This window comes from Actibacterium sp. (assembly GCF_055134745.1).
This window is the reverse complement of record NZ_JBSRVX010000042.1, coordinates 1-17,080: the sequence shown is the minus strand read 5'-3', so window position 1 is coordinate 17,080 and position 17,080 is coordinate 1. Positions and strand designations below refer to the sequence as shown.

The 17,080-nt window shown below is 61.0% G+C and carries 22 protein-coding genes; all 22 read left to right on the top strand.

Annotated elements, in window-relative coordinates:
- Positions 1–247: 247 nt before the first annotated feature.
- Positions 248–613 carry an NADH-quinone oxidoreductase subunit A gene (locus ACTCHC_RS08860; protein WP_463022122.1) on the top strand — a complete coding sequence of 122 codons (366 nt, stop codon included), beginning with the start codon at positions 248–250 and terminating at the stop codon, positions 611–613.
- Positions 604–1,137, top strand: a complete 534-nt coding sequence (locus ACTCHC_RS08855) for a NuoB/complex I 20 kDa subunit family protein (RefSeq protein ID WP_463022121.1) — start codon at positions 604–606, stop codon at positions 1,135–1,137. The genes ACTCHC_RS08860 and ACTCHC_RS08855 overlap by 10 nt, the downstream gene beginning before the upstream one ends.
- 3 nt (positions 1,138–1,140) lie before the next feature.
- The gene (locus ACTCHC_RS08850; RefSeq protein WP_463022120.1) at positions 1,141–1,752 is read left to right on the top strand and encodes an NADH-quinone oxidoreductase subunit C; all 612 of its coding nucleotides are present in this window, start codon (positions 1,141–1,143) and stop codon (positions 1,750–1,752) included.
- A 5-nt stretch (positions 1,753–1,757) separates the two neighbouring features.
- Entirely contained in the window at positions 1,758–2,636 is an 879-nt protein-coding gene (locus ACTCHC_RS08845) for a sulfotransferase (protein WP_463022119.1), read from the top strand.
- Positions 2,636–3,844, top strand: a complete 1,209-nt coding sequence (locus ACTCHC_RS08840) for an NADH-quinone oxidoreductase subunit D (RefSeq protein WP_463022123.1) — start codon at positions 2,636–2,638, stop codon at positions 3,842–3,844. The genes ACTCHC_RS08845 and ACTCHC_RS08840 overlap by 1 nt, the downstream gene beginning before the upstream one ends.
- A gap of 109 nt (positions 3,845–3,953) precedes the next feature.
- Entirely contained in the window at positions 3,954–4,280 is a 327-nt protein-coding gene (locus tag ACTCHC_RS08835) for a hypothetical protein (protein ID WP_463022118.1), read from the top strand.
- On the top strand, positions 4,280–5,422 hold the full coding sequence (locus ACTCHC_RS08830; RefSeq protein WP_463022117.1) for an NADH-quinone oxidoreductase subunit E: 1,143 nt from the start codon (positions 4,280–4,282) through the stop codon (positions 5,420–5,422). The genes ACTCHC_RS08835 and ACTCHC_RS08830 overlap by 1 nt, the downstream gene beginning before the upstream one ends.
- A 33-nt stretch (positions 5,423–5,455) precedes the next feature.
- Positions 5,456–6,067: a hypothetical protein gene (locus ACTCHC_RS08825; protein ID WP_463022116.1), complete on the top strand. Its 612-nt coding sequence runs from the start codon at positions 5,456–5,458 to the stop codon at positions 6,065–6,067.
- Positions 6,067–6,297: a DUF5337 domain-containing protein gene (locus ACTCHC_RS08820; RefSeq protein ID WP_463022115.1), complete on the top strand. Its 231-nt coding sequence runs from the start codon at positions 6,067–6,069 to the stop codon at positions 6,295–6,297. Before ACTCHC_RS08825 ends, ACTCHC_RS08820 begins: the two co-directional genes overlap by 1 nt.
- 10 nt (positions 6,298–6,307) lie before the next feature.
- Complete coding sequence (gene nuoF / locus ACTCHC_RS08815) at positions 6,308–7,603, top strand: NADH-quinone oxidoreductase subunit NuoF (RefSeq protein ID WP_463022114.1); 1,296 nt, start codon at positions 6,308–6,310, stop codon at positions 7,601–7,603.
- 12 nt (positions 7,604–7,615) lie between these two features.
- Positions 7,616–7,831 (top strand): hypothetical protein, encoded by a 216-nt coding sequence (locus ACTCHC_RS08810; protein ID WP_463022113.1) that lies wholly within the window; start codon positions 7,616–7,618, stop codon positions 7,829–7,831.
- A 7-nt stretch (positions 7,832–7,838) separates the two neighbouring features.
- On the top strand, positions 7,839–8,588 hold the full coding sequence (locus tag ACTCHC_RS08805; protein WP_463022112.1) for a class I SAM-dependent methyltransferase: 750 nt from the start codon (positions 7,839–7,841) through the stop codon (positions 8,586–8,588).
- Between the two features lie 107 nt (positions 8,589–8,695).
- Positions 8,696–9,112, top strand: a complete 417-nt coding sequence (locus ACTCHC_RS08800; protein WP_463022111.1) for a DUF5333 domain-containing protein — start codon at positions 8,696–8,698, stop codon at positions 9,110–9,112.
- Between the two features lie 6 nt (positions 9,113–9,118).
- Positions 9,119–11,140: an NADH-quinone oxidoreductase subunit NuoG gene (nuoG, locus tag ACTCHC_RS08795; protein WP_463022110.1), complete on the top strand. Its 2,022-nt coding sequence runs from the start codon at positions 9,119–9,121 to the stop codon at positions 11,138–11,140.
- A 9-nt stretch (positions 11,141–11,149) separates the two neighbouring features.
- The gene (locus tag ACTCHC_RS08790) at positions 11,150–11,554 is read left to right on the top strand and encodes a hypothetical protein (protein ID WP_463022109.1); all 405 of its coding nucleotides are present in this window, start codon (positions 11,150–11,152) and stop codon (positions 11,552–11,554) included.
- Positions 11,555–11,565: 11 nt separating this feature from the next.
- A complete protein-coding gene (nuoH, locus tag ACTCHC_RS08785; RefSeq protein WP_463022108.1) occupies positions 11,566–12,606 on the top strand; it encodes an NADH-quinone oxidoreductase subunit NuoH in 1,041 nt (346 codons plus the stop codon).
- A gap of 2 nt (positions 12,607–12,608) precedes the next feature.
- Positions 12,609–13,103, top strand: a complete 495-nt coding sequence (gene nuoI, locus ACTCHC_RS08780; protein ID WP_463022107.1) for an NADH-quinone oxidoreductase subunit NuoI — start codon at positions 12,609–12,611, stop codon at positions 13,101–13,103.
- A complete protein-coding gene (locus ACTCHC_RS08775; RefSeq protein WP_463022106.1) occupies positions 13,100–13,507 on the top strand; it encodes a carboxymuconolactone decarboxylase family protein in 408 nt (135 codons plus the stop codon). The genes nuoI and ACTCHC_RS08775 overlap by 4 nt, the downstream gene beginning before the upstream one ends.
- A complete protein-coding gene (locus ACTCHC_RS08770; RefSeq protein WP_463022105.1) occupies positions 13,504–14,118 on the top strand; it encodes an NADH-quinone oxidoreductase subunit J in 615 nt (204 codons plus the stop codon). The genes ACTCHC_RS08775 and ACTCHC_RS08770 overlap by 4 nt, the downstream gene beginning before the upstream one ends.
- A 51-nt stretch (positions 14,119–14,169) precedes the next feature.
- Positions 14,170–14,475, top strand: a complete 306-nt coding sequence (nuoK, locus tag ACTCHC_RS08765) for an NADH-quinone oxidoreductase subunit NuoK (protein WP_463022104.1) — start codon at positions 14,170–14,172, stop codon at positions 14,473–14,475.
- A 6-nt stretch (positions 14,476–14,481) separates the two neighbouring features.
- Positions 14,482–16,599, top strand: a complete 2,118-nt coding sequence (nuoL, locus tag ACTCHC_RS08760) for an NADH-quinone oxidoreductase subunit L (protein WP_463022103.1) — start codon at positions 14,482–14,484, stop codon at positions 16,597–16,599.
- Positions 16,599–17,080, top strand: a 482-nt coding sequence (locus ACTCHC_RS08755) for a proton-conducting transporter transmembrane domain-containing protein (protein ID WP_463022102.1), incomplete at its 3' end; no start/stop codon positions are given. The genes nuoL and ACTCHC_RS08755, both read left to right, overlap by 1 nt.

The window sequence follows — 17,080 nt, the reverse complement described above, 5'->3', positions numbered from 1 at the left end:
CGCGGCTGCTGCGCGATCAGGGCGGGCTGCCGGCACAGGGCAATGATCGCAACGCCTGGGCAAATGGCGAACGCTTCGGCTTTGAGAATCCCGATTTCGGCGGCTGACAGGGCGCTGGGGCGGGGGCCTCGTCGCCCGATCATATATTCATTGCGCCCCCTTCGCGCTTGGTTGACCCTTACCCGCGCCGGGGGTAAACCGAATTGGCAAATGATACGCGCTGCGGCGCGGAAAGCGGAGACGCCCCATGGATGGATTGCTGAGAGAGTATCTGCCGATTGTAATCTTTCTTGGTCTTGCCGTCGGTCTGGGTCTGGTTCTGATCCTGGCGGCGGTGGTCGTGGCGGTGCGCAATCCCGATCCGGAAAAGCTTTCGGCCTATGAATGCGGGTTCAACGCTTTTGACGATGCGCGGATGAAGTTCGACGTGCGGTTTTATCTGGTGTCGATCCTGTTCATCATCTTCGATCTGGAGATTGCGTTCCTGTTTCCCTGGGCGGTGGCCTTCGGCAATATGAGCGATATCGGCTTTTGGTCGATGATGGTGTTTCTGGGCGTGCTGACCGTCGGCTTTGCCTATGAATGGAAGAAGGGGGCCCTGGAATGGGAGTGAGCGTTTCCGCCAATACCGCCGGGGTCGATCTGGACCATTCGGCCAAGGCCCTGAATGCGGAACTGCAGGACAAGGGGTTCCTGCTGACCAGCACCGAGGATATCATCAACTGGGCGCGCACCGGCAGCTTGCACTGGATGACATTCGGGCTTGCCTGCTGCGCGGTCGAGATGATGCATACCTCGATGCCGCGCTATGATGCCGAACGGTTCGGCATCGCGCCGCGCGCATCCCCGCGCCAGTCCGACGTGATGATCGTGGCCGGCACCCTGACCAACAAGATGGCGCCGGCGCTGCGCAAGGTCTATGACCAAATGCCCGAGCCGCGCTATGTGATCTCGATGGGATCGTGTGCCAATGGCGGCGGCTATTACCATTACAGCTATTCGGTGGTGCGCGGCTGCGACCGGATCGTGCCGGTCGATATCTATGTGCCCGGCTGCCCGCCGACCGCCGAGGCGCTGTTATATGGCATCCTGCAACTGCAACGCAAAATCCGCCGTACCGGCACGATCGAGAGGTAAGCGATGAGCGAGGCGTTGAACGAACTTGGCGCGCATATCGCCCTGAAACGCGGCAATGATGTGCTGTCATACGAGGTGGCGCATGACGAATTGACGTTGATCGTTACACTGTCATCGCTGGTCGCGCTGGTCGAGTTTCTCAAGGCGGATGGCACCTGCCGGTTCTCGACGCTGGTCGATATCACCGCGGTGGATTACCCGGCCCGCCCGGCCAGGTTCGACGTGGTCTATCATTTTCTGTCGATGTATCAGAACCAGCGCATCCGCCTGAAGGCCGCCGTGCGCGAAGAAGACATGGTGCCCTCGATCACATCGGTCCACCCATCGGCGGGCTGGTTCGAGCGTGAGGTGTTCGACATGTTCGGCATATTGTTTTCGGGCCATCCCGACCTGCGTCGCCTGCTGACCGATTACGGGTTCCGCGGCCATCCGCTGCGCAAGGATTTCCCGACCACCGGCTATACCGAGGTCCGCTATGACGAGGCGCAAAAGCGTGTCGTTTATGAACCTGTCAACCTGGTGCAGGAATACCGGCAGTTCGATTTCATGTCGCCCTGGGAAGGGGCCGAATACATACTGCCAGGTGATGAAAAGACCGACAGGGCCAAGGGATAGCTGCGATGACGCAGGCGACACTCATGTTCGGGGTCGGGGCCACCAAGGCGGGCACCAGCTGGCTTTACCGCTATTTGCTGGAACATCCCGATTGTCATCTGCGCAGCATCAAGGAATTGCATTTCTTCGACACGCTGGACGACAATTCGCAAGAGGCCCGCATTGCGGCCCTGACCAAACGCCGCGATGCGCTGGATCGCAAGATGAACGGCGTCAGCAATGGCGAGCTGGTTCAGCAGGTGCGCAATGTCGCCGATATCGACGAGTTTACCGATGTGATCCGGTCGGGCCGCGATGCGGATTACATGGCTTATCTGACCGGCGGGCGCGGGAATCAGCGCCTTATTGCTGACATAACCCCGGCGTATTCTTTGCTGTCGGAGGGGCGCCTGAAGGGGATGGCCGGTATGTCTGCGGATGTGCGGTTTGTATACCTCCTGCGCGACCCGGTGGCGCGGCTGTGGAGCCATGTGCGGATGATCGCATTTCGCCGCGGCGCGCGGGGTCGTGACATGGAACGCCACGCCGGGGATATCCTCGAGCGTGCCCTTTCGGGTGGCGAAACGCATATCACCCGGCGGGGGGATTACCGTGATGCGCTGACGCGCCTGACCGCGTCGGTTGCGCCGGGTCGGCTGTTCGTGGGCTTCTATGAAGACCTGTTTTCGGGCGACGCGCTGGAACGGCTGTGCGCCTTTCTGGGAATATCGCCGCAGCCCGCCGATCGCAGCCGCAGGGTGCATGAAGGCACGCCGCTGGCCATCAGCCCGTCACAGCAGGTGCGCGCGGCCAGCTTTCTGAAAGATCAATACGAATTTGTCGCGGCCGGTTTCGGCCCGCTTCCCCCCGAGTGGGAAGAGAACAGAGGCAGGGGGCTTGCATGATGGACGGTGGTTTCGACGACGCGCTGACGGGCGAACAGAAGATCCGTAACTTCAACATCAACTTTGGCCCGCAACACCCTGCAGCGCATGGTGTTTTGCGTATGGTGCTGGAACTGGACGGCGAGATCGTCGAACGCGCCGATCCGCATATCGGGCTGTTGCATCGCGGCACCGAAAAGCTGATGGAAAGCCGCACCTATCTGCAGAACCTGCCCTATTTCGACCGGCTGGATTACGTGGCGCCGATGAACCAGGAACATGCCTGGTGCCTGGCGATCGAAAAGCTGACCAATACGCCGGTGCCCCGCCGCGCCAGCCTGATCCGGGTGCTGTATTCGGAAATCGGGCGGGTGCTGAACCATCTGCTGAACGTCACCACCCAGGCAATGGACGTTGGCGCGCTGACCCCGCCGCTGTGGGGGTTCGAGGAACGCGAAAAGCTGATGATCTTTTACGAACGGGCCTGTGGCGCGCGCCTGCATGCGGCCTATTTCCGGCCCGGTGGCGTGCATCAGGATCTGACGCCGCAACTGATCGAAGATATCGACGCCTGGGCCGATCATTTCCCCAGGGTGCTGGATGATATTGACGGTCTGCTGACCGAGAACCGCATCTTCAAACAGCGCAACTGCGATATCGGCGTGATCACCGAACAGGAAATCCAGGATTGGGGTTTTTCGGGCGTGATGGTGCGCGGATCGGGTCTGGCCTGGGATCTGCGGCGGTCGCAACCCTATGAATGCTATGATGAGTTTGAATTCCAGATCCCGGTGGGCAAGAACGGCGATTGCTATGATCGCTATCTGTGCCGGATGGAAGAAATGCGCCAGTCAACGCATATCATCAAGCAGGCGCTGACCAAGCTGCGCGCCGAACCCGGCCCGGTGATGACGCGCGGCAAGATCGCGCCGCCCAGCCGGGGTGACATGAAAACCTCGATGGAAAGCCTGATCCATCACTTCAAGCTGTATACCGAGGGCTTCCACGTGCCGGCGGGCGAAGTTTACGCCGCGGTCGAGGCGCCCAAGGGCGAATTCGGCGTCTATCTGGTGGCGGATGGCACGAACAAGCCGTATCGCGCCAAGCTGCGCGCGCCAGGCTTTTTGCATCTTCAGGCGATGGATCACGTGGCCAAGGGCCATCAACTGGCCGATGTCTCAGCGATCATCGGCACAATGGATATCGTGTTCGGCGAGGTCGACAGATGACCGGCGCGACATGTGTAACAAGTTTCTGGGTGGGGACCCACTGGTGCCGGGCATGTCGTCCGGTGCTGTCATCATGTCCGGCGATTGCCGGCGACAAGGAGTAGGACCCATGAAGACCATCCTCAAACTTGCTGTGATCGGTGCACTGTCGCTGCCGTTCGCTGCCCATGCTGAAGAAGAAACCGTTGTCGAAACCGCGCCAGATGTGTCGACGGTTGAAGTGACCGAAGAAGAAATGGACGTGTTCCGCATGGCCATGGCCGATGTCGGTTGCACCGTTGACAGCGAAGAAACTGCCGCGGCGCTGGAAGCCAGCACCGGCTATGACGAGGCGACGCTGAGCGCGATCGTCGCGAAACTGCGCGTATTTGATGAAATCGTCGATGCTGCAACCGAAGGCGGTATCACCCTAGTCTCAGGAGATTGTGCCAGCTAATGCTTCGCCGTCTGCACCATGATCAACCCGCGACCTTCGCCTTTACGCCGGACAATCTGGCCTGGGCGAAGGCGCAGATCACCAAATATCCCGAAGGCCGCCAGGCCAGCGCGATCATTCCGCTGCTGTGGCGTGCCCAGGAACAGGAGGGGTGGCTGTCCCGCCCGGCCATTGAATATGTGGCCGACATGCTGGGCATGGCCTATATCCGGGCGCTGGAGGTTGCGACCTTCTATTTCATGTTCCAGCTTTCCCCGGTGGGATCGGTTGCGCATGTGCAGATATGCGGCACGACCTCGTGCATGATTTGCGGGGCGGAAGATCTCATTTCCATATGTCAGGACAAGATCGCGCCGAAGGCGCATCAACTGTCTGCTGATGGGAAATTCAGCTGGGAAGAGGTTGAATGCCTTGGCGCCTGCGCCAATGCGCCGATGGCCCAGATCGGCAAGGATTATTATGAAGACCTGACAGCTGAACGGCTGACGGAGATTCTGGATGCGCTGGCCGCGGGCGAAGTGCCAGTGCCGGGGCCGCAAAACGGGCGCTTCGCGGCGGAACCGCTGGCGGGCCTGTCCAGTCTGAAGGAATTCAACAGCGGCCATACCCAGTTCAACGCTTCGGCGCAGGCGGCAGTGAACCTGCGCGACACGGTCAAGCGGATCGATGGCAGCGAAGTGCCGCTGCTGGCCCCATGGGGGCGGCAAAGCGGACAGGACATTCTTGAAAAGCCGCAGACTGACAGCCCCGTTCTGTCAAAGGGGCACAGCGCCGATGCTACCGGCATCGACAAGCGCGAGGCACCTGTCACGCCGAAGACCCCGCCGGCCAGTTCCGAACCGGTCGTGGCCGAAGGCCGCAAACCCCAAAGCCTGAGCGCGCCGCGTGACGGCACGCCTGACGATCTGAAAATGATCAAGGGCGTCGGCCCCCGGCTGGAACAACTGCTGCACCGCATGGGGTTCTATCATTTCGACCAGATCGCCGCCTGGAGCGGCGACGAAATTGCCTGGGTCGATCAGAACCTGCAGGGATTCAAGGGGCGCGTCAGCCGCGATGACTGGGTCGATCAGGCAAGGATACTGGTCTCGGGCGGCAAGACGGAATTCGCCTCACGCGTCAAGAAAGGCGATGTATACTAGACAGAACTGGGATCAGGGACGGGGGAACGGATCATGGCGGATACGAAGGACGGGCTGGGCTGCCCTCTCAAGATCTGGATTGCGGCGGGGCTGGTGGGCGTTGTGGTGCTGGTCATGCTGCTGGTCGGGGATTATTCCTGGATGGCGGCGATCTTTGTTGCGGCGCTGGCGGCTGTTCTGGTGGGCATGATACTGGCCTGGCTGATCTGCCGCCCGGCCGAACGCATGCGCGCCGCCCCTGCGACAGAACCTGTCGACCCGCTGAAGATCGTCGAAACGCCAGCGCCCGCCGCGCCTGTGACCGCTGCGCCGGCGGCCAGCCCGCCACCCAAGGCAGAAGCACCTGCAGGTGCCGTGCCGGGCCGTCCCGCCGGCCTGTCGGGGCCCCGTGGTGGCGTGCCGGATGATCTGAAACGGATCAAGGGCGTGGGCCCCAAGCTGGAATCCGTTCTGCATGGTCTGGGCTTCTATCATTTTGATCAGATCGCCGGCTGGAGCGCAGAAGAAATCGCCTGGGTCGATGAAAATCTGGCGGGTTTCAAGGGGCGCGTGTCCCGTGACGACTGGGTAGCGCAGGCCAAGACGCTCGCGGTGGGCGGCGAGACAGCGTTTTCGCAAAAAGTGGACAAGGGCGGCGTGTATTAGTGGGACCGACCGGGGGCAAGAACCAGACTGCACAAACCACGCGGCAGGGCCGCGTGGCGGCCGTCGTCATGGCGGTGTCGGGTGTTCTGGCAATCGTCGCCCCCTGGCTGACCAATATCATCGGCCTGCCGATCCGGTTCGAGATGCTGCTTTACCTGATCGCGCTGGCGGGTTTCGCTTGGGCGCTGGTCGTGACATATCAGATCTGGCGCAAGCGCCGGGACAATTGAGGATACCCGAATGCTGAAGGACGAAGACCGCATCTTTACCAATCTCTATGGCATGGATGAACGCACGCTGGCGGGCGCGCGTCGGCGCGGCCATTGGGACGGCACGGCCAAGATCATCCAGAACGGCCGCGACTGGATCGTCGATCAGATGAAGGCATCGGGCCTGCGCGGGCGCGGCGGGGCGGGCTTTCCGACCGGGCTGAAATGGTCGTTCATGCCCAAGGGCAGCGACGGGCGGCCGCATTACCTGGTGGTCAATGCCGACGAATCCGAACCGGGCACCTGCAAGGACCGCGAGATCATGCGCCATGATCCGCATACGCTGATCGAAGGCTGCCTGATCGCGTCCTTCGCGATGGGGGCGAATGCCTGCTATATCTATATCCGCGGCGAATATATCCGCGAGCGCGAGGCGCTGCAGGCCGCGATCGACGAGGCCTATGATGCCGGTCTGCTGGGCAGGAATGCCGCCGGATCGGACTGGGATTTCGACCTCTACCTGCATCACGGCGCCGGCGCCTATATCTGCGGCGAGGAAACCGCGCTGCTGGAAAGCCTTGAGGGGCGCAAGGGCATGCCGCGCATGAAGCCGCCATTTCCGGCGGGCGCGGGGCTTTATGGTTGCCCGACCACGGTGAATAACGTCGAATCCATCGCAGTTGTGCCCACCATCTTGCGGCGCGGGCCGGAATGGTTTTCATCCTTTGGTCGCCCCAACAATGTCGGCACCAAGCTTTTCGCGATCTCGGGCCATGTGAACAACCCTTGCGTCGTCGAAGAGGCGATGTCGATCCCGTTTGAAGACCTGATCGAACGTCATTGCGGCGGCATCCGGGGCGGCTGGGACAACCTCAAGGCCATCATTCCGGGCGGCTCATCCGTGCCGCTGCTGCCCGCATCCATCGCGCGCGAGGCGATCATGGATTTCGACTGGCTGCGCGAACAGCGCTCGGGCCTGGGCACGGCGGCGGTGATCGTGATGGATCAGTCCACCGATGTCATCAAGGCGATCTGGCGGCTGAGCAAATTCTATAAACACGAAAGCTGCGGCCAGTGCACGCCCTGCCGCGAAGGCACCGGCTGGATGATGCGGGTGATGGACCGTCTGGTGACGGGGCAGGCCGAGGTCGAGGAAATCGACATGCTGCTGGATGTCACCAAACAGGTCGAAGGCCACACGATCTGCGCCCTGGGCGATGCCGCCGCCTGGCCGATCCAGGGCCTGATCCGGCATTTCCGCGACGAGATCGAAGACCGGATCAAGCACAAGCGCTCCGGACGGATAAGCGCAGTGGCGGCTGAATAAGGAAGAACGCCGATGATGTTTGGAATGGGAGCAAGCGGCGGGCTGTTTGCGCTGGTCGTCTATGTCGCGCTGGTCGTGGTGCCGTTTTACCAGTTGTGGAAACGCACCGGTCATAACGGCTGGATGGCGCTGCTGATGATCGTGCCGCTGCTGAACATTGTCCTGCTCTATGTGCTGGCCTTCAAGGATTGGCCGGCCGTGCAGAAAAAAGGCACTGATCTGGGATGATGCAGTCATGAACCCCGCCGCATGGCTGAAAAAGCGGCTGCGCCCGCGGCGGGCCAGCATCACGGAATTCGCCTATGACGGACCCCGACCCGACACGGGAAAACCGCCAACGCCGCTGGAAGATCTGTTCTGGTCCAATGACGGCCCGGTCGTGCATAAATGGCACCATTATCTGCCGATCTATGAACGTTATTTTGCGGCCTGGCGAAACAAGCCCCTGCGGTTTCTGGAAATCGGCGTGTCAAAGGGCGGGTCGCTGGATATGTGGCGGCGCTATTTCGGGCCGGATGCGGTGATTTTCGGCATCGATATTGACCCCGCCTGCGCCCGGTTTGACGGGATCAGTGGGCAGGTGCGCATCGGTTCGCAGGATGATCCGGCCTTTTTGAAAAAGGTCGTCGATGAAATGGGCGGCGTGGATATCGTGCTGGACGATGGCAGCCATAATTCCCGCCATATCCGCGCCAGTTTCGCCGCGCTGTATCCAAAGCTTTCGCTGGGCGGGCTTTATGTGATCGAAGACCTGCACGCCGCCTATTGGCGGTCCTTCGCGGGCGGGTATAATGCGCCATCCAGCTTCATGACCGATATCAAGACGATGATCGACGACATGCATCACTGGTATCACGACGAGGGTCAGAAGGTCGGCGTTGCCGCCGACCTTATCGCGGGGCTGCATATTCACGATTCGATTGTTGTGCTTGAAAAAGAGGCCATTTCCGCCCCGCGGCACACCCAGCGTGGCGTGCAGCCATGACAGCGATGTGCAGGGTGACTGTTCCGGCGGAAAGCCGCCGCGCCACGGCGTTGCTATTGAATATCGCGGCGCGCGCCCCACACCTTCTCCGTAAAAGGAGATATATCATGGCGGGATTTTTCAAACGGGGCTTCATGGCCGTTCTTGTCCTGGGGCTGACGGCCTCGGTGGGGTCGGCTTATGGGGCGTCGTTGCGTGACCATCGCGAAATCAACAACGGGTTGGCGATATTGTCGGCGGGCGATATGATCCAGAAATATTGCCCCCGGATCGAGCCACGCATGGTGCGGGCCTATTTCTTTGCCAAATCGCTGGAGTCCATGGCGCTGAAGGCGGGGTTCAGCGACAAGGAGATCGAGGATTTCGTAGAGGACAAGGCTGAAAAAGCACGTGTTGCGGGCCTGGCCACGGCCTATCTTGTGTCGAAGGGTCTGGACCCCGCGCGGCCAGAGACGTATTGCACAGTAGGCATGTACGAGATCGACCGAAACAGCCAGATCGGCGTGTTACTGAAAGCAAAGTGAGAGCTTATGGCAGACCTGCGCAAAATCATCATCGACGGGATCGAGGTCGAGGTAGACCCGGCTATGACCCTGATTCAGGCCGCCGAGGTGGCGGGCGTTGAAATTCCGCGGTTCTGCTATCACGAACGACTGACGATCGCGGGCAATTGCCGCATGTGCCTGGTCGAGGTCGTCGGCGGCCCGCCCAAACCCGCCGCATCCTGCGCCATGCAGGTCAAGGATCTGCGCCCCGGCCCCGAGGGCCAGCCGCCGGTGGTGAAAACCAATTCGCCCATGGTGAAAAAGGCGCGCGAAGGCGTGATGGAGTTTCTGCTGATAAACCATCCGCTGGATTGCCCGATCTGCGATCAGGGCGGCGAATGCGATCTGCAGGATCAGGCGATGGCCTATGGCGTCGATTTCAGCCGCTATCGCGAACCCAAGCGCGCCTCTGAGGATCTGGACCTTGGGCCGCTGGTCGAAACCCACATGACGCGCTGCATTTCCTGCACCCGCTGCGTGCGCTTCACGACCGAGGTCGCGGGTATCACCCAGATGGGCCAGACCGGACGTGGCGAGGATGCCGAGATCACCAGCTATCTGAACCAGACGCTGGACAGCAACCTGCAGGGCAATATCATTGACCTCTGCCCGGTTGGCGCGCTGGTTTCCAAGCCTTACGCCTTTACCGCCCGGCCCTGGGAACTGACCAAGACCGAAACCATCGACGTGATGGACGCGCTGGGGTCGAACATCCGTGTCGATACCAAGGGGCGCGAAGTCATGCGCATCCTGCCGCGCAACCATGATGGCGTGAACGAGGAATGGATTTCCGACAAGACGCGGTTCGTCTGGGACGGGCTGCGGCGTCAGCGTCTGGATCAGCCCTATATCCGCGAAGGCGGCAAGCTGCGCCCCGCCACATGGCCGCAGGCGCTGGCTGCTGCTGCTGCCGCGATGAAGGGCAAGAAGATCGCCGGTCTGATCGGCGATCTGGCCCCTGTCGAGGCCGCATTCGCGTTGAAACAGCTGATCGAAGGGCAGGGCGGCCATGTCGAATGCCGCACCGATGGCGCGAAACTGCCCGCGGGCAACCGGTCGGCCTATGTCGGCACCGCGACGATCGAGGATATTGATACGGCCGAAATGATCCAGTTGATCGGCACCAATCCCCGCATCGAGGCCCCGGTGTTGAACGCGCGCATCCGCAAGGCCTGGGCGGCTGGCGCCACAGTTGGCCTGATCGGGCCTGCAGCCGATCTGACCTATGATTATGTCCATGTCGGCACCGGGCGCGACAGCCTTGTCGAAACGGCTGCCAAGCAGATTTCGGATGAAACCAGGGGCAAGAACACCGTCGTCATTATCGGGCAGGCTGCCTTGACCGAATCCGATGGCGCCGCCGTTCTGGCCCAGGCGATGAAGCTGGCCGAAAATACCGGATCGAAATTCATGGTCCTGCACACCGCCGCCTCGCGCGTGGGGGCGATGGATGTGGGGGCCGTGACGGATGGCGGCATGGATGCGGCGATGGACGGGGTCGAGGTGGTTTATAACCTGGGTGCAGATGAGGTCGGCATCGGCGACGGGCCGTTTGTCATCTATCAGGGCAGCCATGGCGACCGTGGCGCGCATAGGGCCGATATCGTGCTGCCCGCCGCCGCCTATACCGAGGAAAACGGGTTGTTCGTGAATACCGAAGGCCGCCCGCAACTGGCGCTGCGTGCCGCCTTCCCGCCGGGTCAGGCCAAGGAAAACTGGGCCATCCTGCGGGCGCTGTCGGCGGAACTGGGCGCGACCCAGCCCTGGGACAATCTGGCCGCGCTGCGGCAGGCACTGGTCGCGGCGCATCCGCATCTGGGTGATATCGACGTGGTGGCCGAAAACCCGTGGCAGCCGCTGGCGGTCGCCACCCCGGCCAAGGCCGATTTGCGCAGCGCGATCACCGATTTCTATCTGACCAACCCGATCGCGCGGGCATCAAGCCTGATGGCAGAGCTGAGCGCGGCGGCCAAGGCGCGCGCCACCGCCCCGATGGCCGCCGAATAAAGGCAGAGCATGACGCCGTCCTGTGTTCCGCTGATGCTGAGCCTTGCCGCAAGCGGCCTGGCGGCAGGCTGCGCCAGCGATGGCGGTGCCCGGCAGGCCAAGGTCGCGCCTGTCTATCTGGGTGCCGAATTCCTGGCGCTGGACAAGGATCTGGTCAACATCGTCGTGCAGATGGGCGGGCAGGCCGAGGCCGCCGAGGTGCAGGCCTATGCCAAATGCGTCGCCGCGCAGTATACGCTGCAAAAGGGCTATGGTTTTGCACGTCATTTGCGCACGAATCTGGCCAAAGAGGGTGGCGTTTGGCGCGCAGATGCTGTTTACACAATCTCGTCCGCCTTGCCGCGCGGCGTCCAGACCATTGATGCAGAAGTGATCGTGGACAGTTGTGCAGCTCAAGGAATACCCACGGTGTGAAAGGCTGAATGATGGTCGAATTTTTCACAACAACCAATCTGGGCATCGCGCTGCTGATTCTGGGCCAATGTCTGCTGGTGGTTGTGCCGCTGCTGGTTGCATTGGCCTTTCTGATGTATGCCGACCGAAAGATCTGGGCGGCTGTTCAGATGCGCAAGGGCCCCAACGTCGTGGGTGTGTTCGGCCTGATGCAATCCTTTGCCGATTTCATCAAATACATCGTCAAGGAAGTGGTCATTCCCGCCGGTTCCGACAAGGTGGTGTTCCTGCTGGCGCCGATGATTTCCTTTGTGCTGGCAATGATCGCCTGGGCGGTGATCCCGTTCGGGGATGGCTGGGTGATCTCGGATATCAACGTGGCGATCCTGTATGTTTTCGCGATTTCATCGCTGGAAGTATACGGCGTCATCATGGGCGGCTGGGCCTCCAACTCCAAATACCCGTTTCTGGGCTCGCTGCGCTCTGCCGCGCAGATGATTTCGTATGAGGTCAGCATCGGGCTGATCATCATCGGCGTGATCCTGTCTTCGGGCTCGTTGAACCTGGGCGATATCGTGCGCGCGCAGGCGGGCGATTACGGCCTGTTCAGCTGGTACTGGCTGCCGCATCTGCCGATGGTGGTGCTGTTCTTTGTCTCGGCGCTGGCCGAAACCAACCGCCCGCCCTTCGATCTGCCCGAGGCTGAATCCGAACTGGTGGCGGGCTATCAGGTCGAATATTCCTCGACCCCGTTCCTGTTGTTCATGATCGGCGAGTTGACGGCCGTGGTGCTGATGTGCGCGCTGATGACGCTGTTGTTCTTTGGCGGCTGGCTGTCGCCCATTCCGGGTCTGCCCGACGGCATCCTGTGGATGGTGGGCAAGATGTGTCTGGTGTTCTTCATGTTCGCCATGGTCAAGGCCATCGTGCCGCGCTATCGCTATGATCAACTGATGCGGCTGGGCTGGAAGGTGTTTCTGCCGATGTCGCTGGCTTGGGTCGTGCTGGTGGCGTTCGCCGCGCATTTCGAACTGTTCGGCGGCGCCTATGCCCGCTGGGCGATTGGGGGCTGAAAATGGCAAGCATCGACTATACCCGCGCTGCGAAATATTTTCTGCTGTTCGACTTTTTTAAGGGCTTCGGGCTGGGGATGAAATATTTCTTTTCGCCCAAGGCCACGTTGAACTATCCGCATGAAAAGGGCCCGCTGTCGCCGCGGTTCCGCGGCGAACACGCGCTGCGCCGCTATCCCAGCGGCGAGGAACGCTGCATCGCCTGCAAGCTGTGCGAGGCGATCTGCCCCGCGCAAGCCATTACCATCGACGCCGAACCGCGCGAGGATGGCAGCCGCCGCACCACGCGCTATGACATCGACATGACCAAATGCATCTATTGCGGCTTTTGTCAGGAAGCCTGCCCGGTGGATGCAATCGTCGAGGGGCCGAATTTCGAATTTTCGACCGAAACGCGCGAAGAGCTGTTCTATGACAAGGAAAAGCTGCTGGCCAATGGCGATCGTTGGGAGGCAGAGATTGCCCGCAATCTTGAACTGGATGCACCCTACAGATGAGCGATTTTTCAAGCATCTTCAAACAGATGATGGAGCAGAGCCACGCGATGGCCCGCGCCTTCAATCCCGCGCTTGAAAGTTTTCAGGTCACCGGTTTTGACAAGCTGATCCCGACCATGCCCAAGAATTTCATGGAGATGATCTGGGGCAATGCCTTCAACAAGGACGGGCTGGATGCCAAGACGCGGCTGTTGGTCGTTCTGGCGGGCATGACCGTTCTGGGCGCGCAGGCCGAACCGCAGTTCAAGCTGACCGTGCGACATGCGCTGGAGGCCGGGGCGACGCAGAAGGAAATCGCCGAAGTGATCTATCAGATGTCGATGCTGGGGGGGATCCCGGCGATGACGCGCGCGCTGGAGATTGCACAGCGCGTGTTCGAGGAAACCGAAGGGGATACTGCATGAGCGTGGCCGATCTTGCCTTTTACGCCTTTGCCATCACCGCCGTGATTGCCGGCCTGTTCGTGGTCGTGGCCCGCAATCCGGTGCATTCGGTATTGTGGCTGATCCTGGCCTTTTTGTCAGCCGCGGGTCTGTTCGTGCTGCTGGGGGCGGAATTCGTGGCGATGCTGCTGGTGATCGTCTATGTCGGCGCGGTGGCGGTGCTGTTCCTGTTCGTGGTGATGATGCTGGATGTCGATTTCGCCGAGCTGAAGGCGGAAATGGCCAAATACATACCGTTGGCCGGGCTGATCGGGGTGATCTTGCTGATGCAGCTGGGCATGGTGTTCGGCGTATGGGAATTTTCCAACCAGGCGCAAGGCCTGCGCGGCGCTGTGACGCCGGATGCCGGTCAGGTTCAGAACACCGCCGCACTGGGGGCGCTGATCTATGACAAATACATCTTCCTGTTCCAGACCGCCGGGCTGATCCTGCTGGTGGCGATGATCGGGGCCATCGTGCTGACGCTGCGCCACCGCACTAACGTCAAGCGTCAGGATATCCTGGCGCAGATCTACCGCGATCCGGCCAAGGCGATGGAGTTGAAGGACGTGAAACCGGGGCAGGGCCTTTAAGGCCGGTCCAAGGGCGCAAAAACGAAAACGGGCCAAGCCCGGAGGGACGACATGATCGGACTACACCACTACCTCAGCGTTGCCGCGGCTTTGTTCGTGATCGGCATTTTCGGCATCTTCCTGAACCGCAAGAACGTGATCGTCATCCTGATGTCGATCGAGCTGATGCTGCTGGCGGTGAATATCAATTTCGTCGCCTTTTCCAGCTATCTGGGCGATCTGGTGGGGCAGGTGTTCACGTTGTTCGTGCTGACCGTGGCCGCCGCCGAGGCGGCGATCGGTCTTGCGATCCTTGTCTGCTTCTTCCGCGCGCGGGGCACGATCGCGGTCGAAGATGCCAATGTGATGAAGGGGTAAGCCAGCATGGTCAGCATCATCCTGTTTGCCCCCCTGCTGGGCGCGATCATCGGCGGTTTCGGCTGGCGGATCATCGGCGAGGCGGCGGCGCAGTGGATCACCACCGGCCTGCTGTTTCTGGCGGCGATCCTGTCCTGGGTCGTGTTCCTGTCATTCGATGGCACCACCGAACAGATCCACCTGCTGCGCTGGATCGAAAGCGGGTCGCTGGTCACCGACTGGTCGATCCGGCTGGACCGGCTGACGGCGATCATGCTGATCGTGGTCACGACGGTGTCCAGCCTCGTGCATCTCTATTCCTTCGGCTATATGGCGCATGACGATAATTTCGATCATGACCAGCACTACAAGGCGCGTTTCTTTGCCTATCTGTCCTTCTTCACCTTTGCCATGCTGGCGCTGGTGACGGCGGATAACCTGGTTCAGATGTTCTTTGGCTGGGAGGGCGTGGGCGTCGCGTCCTATCTGCTGATCGGGTTCTATTGGAAGAAACCCTCGGCGGGGGCGGCGGCCATGAAGGCCTTCATCGTCAACCGGGTGGGCGATTTCGGCTTTGCCCTGGGCATTTTCGCGCTGTTCTTTCTGGTCGACGGCATCGGTTTTGACGATGTGTTCGCCGCCGCACCAGGGCTGGCGGAAACGCAGCTGTCTTTCCTGTGGCGCGACTGGAACGCTGCCGAACTGGTGGCGGTGCTGCTGTTTGTCGGCGCGATGGGCAAATCGGCGCAACTGTTTCTGCACACATGGCTGCCCGACGCGATGGAAGGCCCGACGCCGGTTTCGGCGCTGATCCATGCCGCGACCATGGTCACGGCAGGCGTGTTTCTGGTGTGCCGCATGTCGCCACTGTTCGAATATGCGCCCCATGCCAAGGATTTCGTTGTCATCATTGGTGCGACGACCGCGTTTTTCGCGGCCACTGTCGGGCTGGTTCAGAACGACATCAAACGCGTGATCGCCTATTCGACCTGTTCGCAACTGGGGTATATGTTCGTGGCCGCCGGGACCGGGGTCTACGGCGTGGCGATGTTCCATCTGCTGACGCATGCCTTTTTCAAGGCGATGCTGTTTCTGGGGGCCGGGTCGGTCATCCATGCGATGCATCACGAACAGGATATGCGGGCCTATGGCGGGCTGCGCAAAAAGATCCCGCTGACCTTCTGGGCGATGATGATTGGCACGCTGGCGATCACCGGGGTCGGTATTCCGTTGACCAGTATCGGTTTTGCCGGGTTCCTGTCGAAGGATGCGATCATCGAAAGCGCCTTTGCCGGCGGTTCGGGTTATGCGTTCTGGATGCTTGTCATTGCGGCGATGTTCACCAGTTTCTATTCTTGGCGGCTGATGTTCCTGACCTTTTACGGCAAGCCGCGCGGCGATCATCATACCCATGATCACGCCCATGAAAGCCCGGCGGTGATGCTGGTGCCGCTGGGCGTTCTGGCGCTGGGGGCGGTGTTTTCGGGCATGGTCTGGTATGGCAGCTTTTTCGGCGATCATGACCAGGTCAACCGGTTCTTCGGCATTCCCGCGCATGAAACGGTGGCCGAGGCGGGGCATGGCGCCCCCGCCGGACATGGCGAAACCGCCCCGGCCGCTGATACCGCCGGCAATGCGGCGGCGGATCACGGGACCGCGGCGATGGCCAATGACCACACGGCCGGGGTGGCGCCGCAGGGCGCGATCTTCATGGCTGCCGACAATCATGTGATGGATGATGCCCACCATGCGCCGGCATGGGTCAAGGTGTCGCCCTTCATCGCGATGCTGATCGGGCTGGGCGTGGCCTATCTGTTCTATATCGTCAATCCGGCGCTGCCGCGCGCACTGGCGACAAACCAGCGGCCGCTTTACCTGTTCCTGCTGAACAAATGGTATTTCGACGAGGTCTATGACTTTCTGTTCGTGCGCCCTGCCAAGGGGTTGGGCCGGCTGTTGTGGCGGCGTGGCGATGGAAATGTCATCGATGGCGCGATCAACGGGCTGGCGATGGGGATCGTGCCCTTCTTTACCCGCCTGGCCGGGCGGGCGCAGTCGGGATACCTGTTCCATTATGCCTTTGCGATGGTGATCGGGATTGCGGTTCTTATCACCTGGATGTCGATCAGCGGGGGGGCAAACTGATGGATAACCTTCTGTCGATGATCACCTTCATCCCGCTGATTGCCGCGGTGGTGCTGGCGTTTTTCCTGCGCGGCGACGATCCGGCCGCACAGCGCAATGCCAAATGGGTGGCCCTGATCGCCACATCCTTTACGTTCCTTGTGTCGCTGTTTTTGCTGTTCGGGTTCGATCCGTCCGATACCGGCTTTCAGTTCGTCGAGGAACGCGACTGGCTGATGGGCCTGAAATACAAGATGGGCGTGGATGGCATTTCGATCCTGTTCGTGATGCTGACCACCTTCCTGATGCCGATCACCATTGCCGCCTGCTGGGGCGTAATCACCCGCGTCAAGGAATACATGATCGCGTTTCTGGTGCTGGAAACGCTGATGCTGGGCGTGTTCTGCGCGCTGGATCTGGTGTTGTTCTATCTGTTCTTCGAGGGCGGGTTGATCCCGATGTTCCTGATCATCGGCATCTGGGGCGGCAAGGAACGGATCTA

Coding starts and splice junctions, on each gene's coding strand:
- nuoI (WP_463022107.1), top strand. CDS start 12,609: ATGGCAAGCATCGACTATACCCGCGCTGCGAAATATTTTCTGCTGTTC.
- ACTCHC_RS08850 (WP_463022120.1), top strand. CDS start 1,141: ATGAGCGAGGCGTTGAACGAACTTGGCGCGCATATCGCCCTGAAACGC.
- ACTCHC_RS08800 (WP_463022111.1), top strand. CDS start 8,696: ATGGCGGGATTTTTCAAACGGGGCTTCATGGCCGTTCTTGTCCTGGGG.
- ACTCHC_RS08810 (WP_463022113.1), top strand. CDS start 7,616: ATGATGTTTGGAATGGGAGCAAGCGGCGGGCTGTTTGCGCTGGTCGTC.
- nuoG (WP_463022110.1), top strand. CDS start 9,119: ATGGCAGACCTGCGCAAAATCATCATCGACGGGATCGAGGTCGAGGTA.
- ACTCHC_RS08855 (WP_463022121.1), top strand. CDS start 604: ATGGGAGTGAGCGTTTCCGCCAATACCGCCGGGGTCGATCTGGACCAT.
- ACTCHC_RS08805 (WP_463022112.1), top strand. CDS start 7,839: ATGAACCCCGCCGCATGGCTGAAAAAGCGGCTGCGCCCGCGGCGGGCC.
- ACTCHC_RS08860 (WP_463022122.1), top strand. CDS start 248: ATGGATGGATTGCTGAGAGAGTATCTGCCGATTGTAATCTTTCTTGGT.
- ACTCHC_RS08825 (WP_463022116.1), top strand. CDS start 5,456: ATGGCGGATACGAAGGACGGGCTGGGCTGCCCTCTCAAGATCTGGATT.
- ACTCHC_RS08835 (WP_463022118.1), top strand. CDS start 3,954: ATGAAGACCATCCTCAAACTTGCTGTGATCGGTGCACTGTCGCTGCCG.
- ACTCHC_RS08845 (WP_463022119.1), top strand. CDS start 1,758: ATGACGCAGGCGACACTCATGTTCGGGGTCGGGGCCACCAAGGCGGGC.
- ACTCHC_RS08775 (WP_463022106.1), top strand. CDS start 13,100: ATGAGCGATTTTTCAAGCATCTTCAAACAGATGATGGAGCAGAGCCAC.
- ACTCHC_RS08790 (WP_463022109.1), top strand. CDS start 11,150: ATGACGCCGTCCTGTGTTCCGCTGATGCTGAGCCTTGCCGCAAGCGGC.
- nuoK (WP_463022104.1), top strand. CDS start 14,170: ATGATCGGACTACACCACTACCTCAGCGTTGCCGCGGCTTTGTTCGTG.
- ACTCHC_RS08770 (WP_463022105.1), top strand. CDS start 13,504: ATGAGCGTGGCCGATCTTGCCTTTTACGCCTTTGCCATCACCGCCGTG.
- nuoH (WP_463022108.1), top strand. CDS start 11,566: ATGGTCGAATTTTTCACAACAACCAATCTGGGCATCGCGCTGCTGATT.
- nuoF (WP_463022114.1), top strand. CDS start 6,308: ATGCTGAAGGACGAAGACCGCATCTTTACCAATCTCTATGGCATGGAT.
- ACTCHC_RS08830 (WP_463022117.1), top strand. CDS start 4,280: ATGCTTCGCCGTCTGCACCATGATCAACCCGCGACCTTCGCCTTTACG.
- ACTCHC_RS08840 (WP_463022123.1), top strand. CDS start 2,636: ATGGACGGTGGTTTCGACGACGCGCTGACGGGCGAACAGAAGATCCGT.
- nuoL (WP_463022103.1), top strand. CDS start 14,482: ATGGTCAGCATCATCCTGTTTGCCCCCCTGCTGGGCGCGATCATCGGC.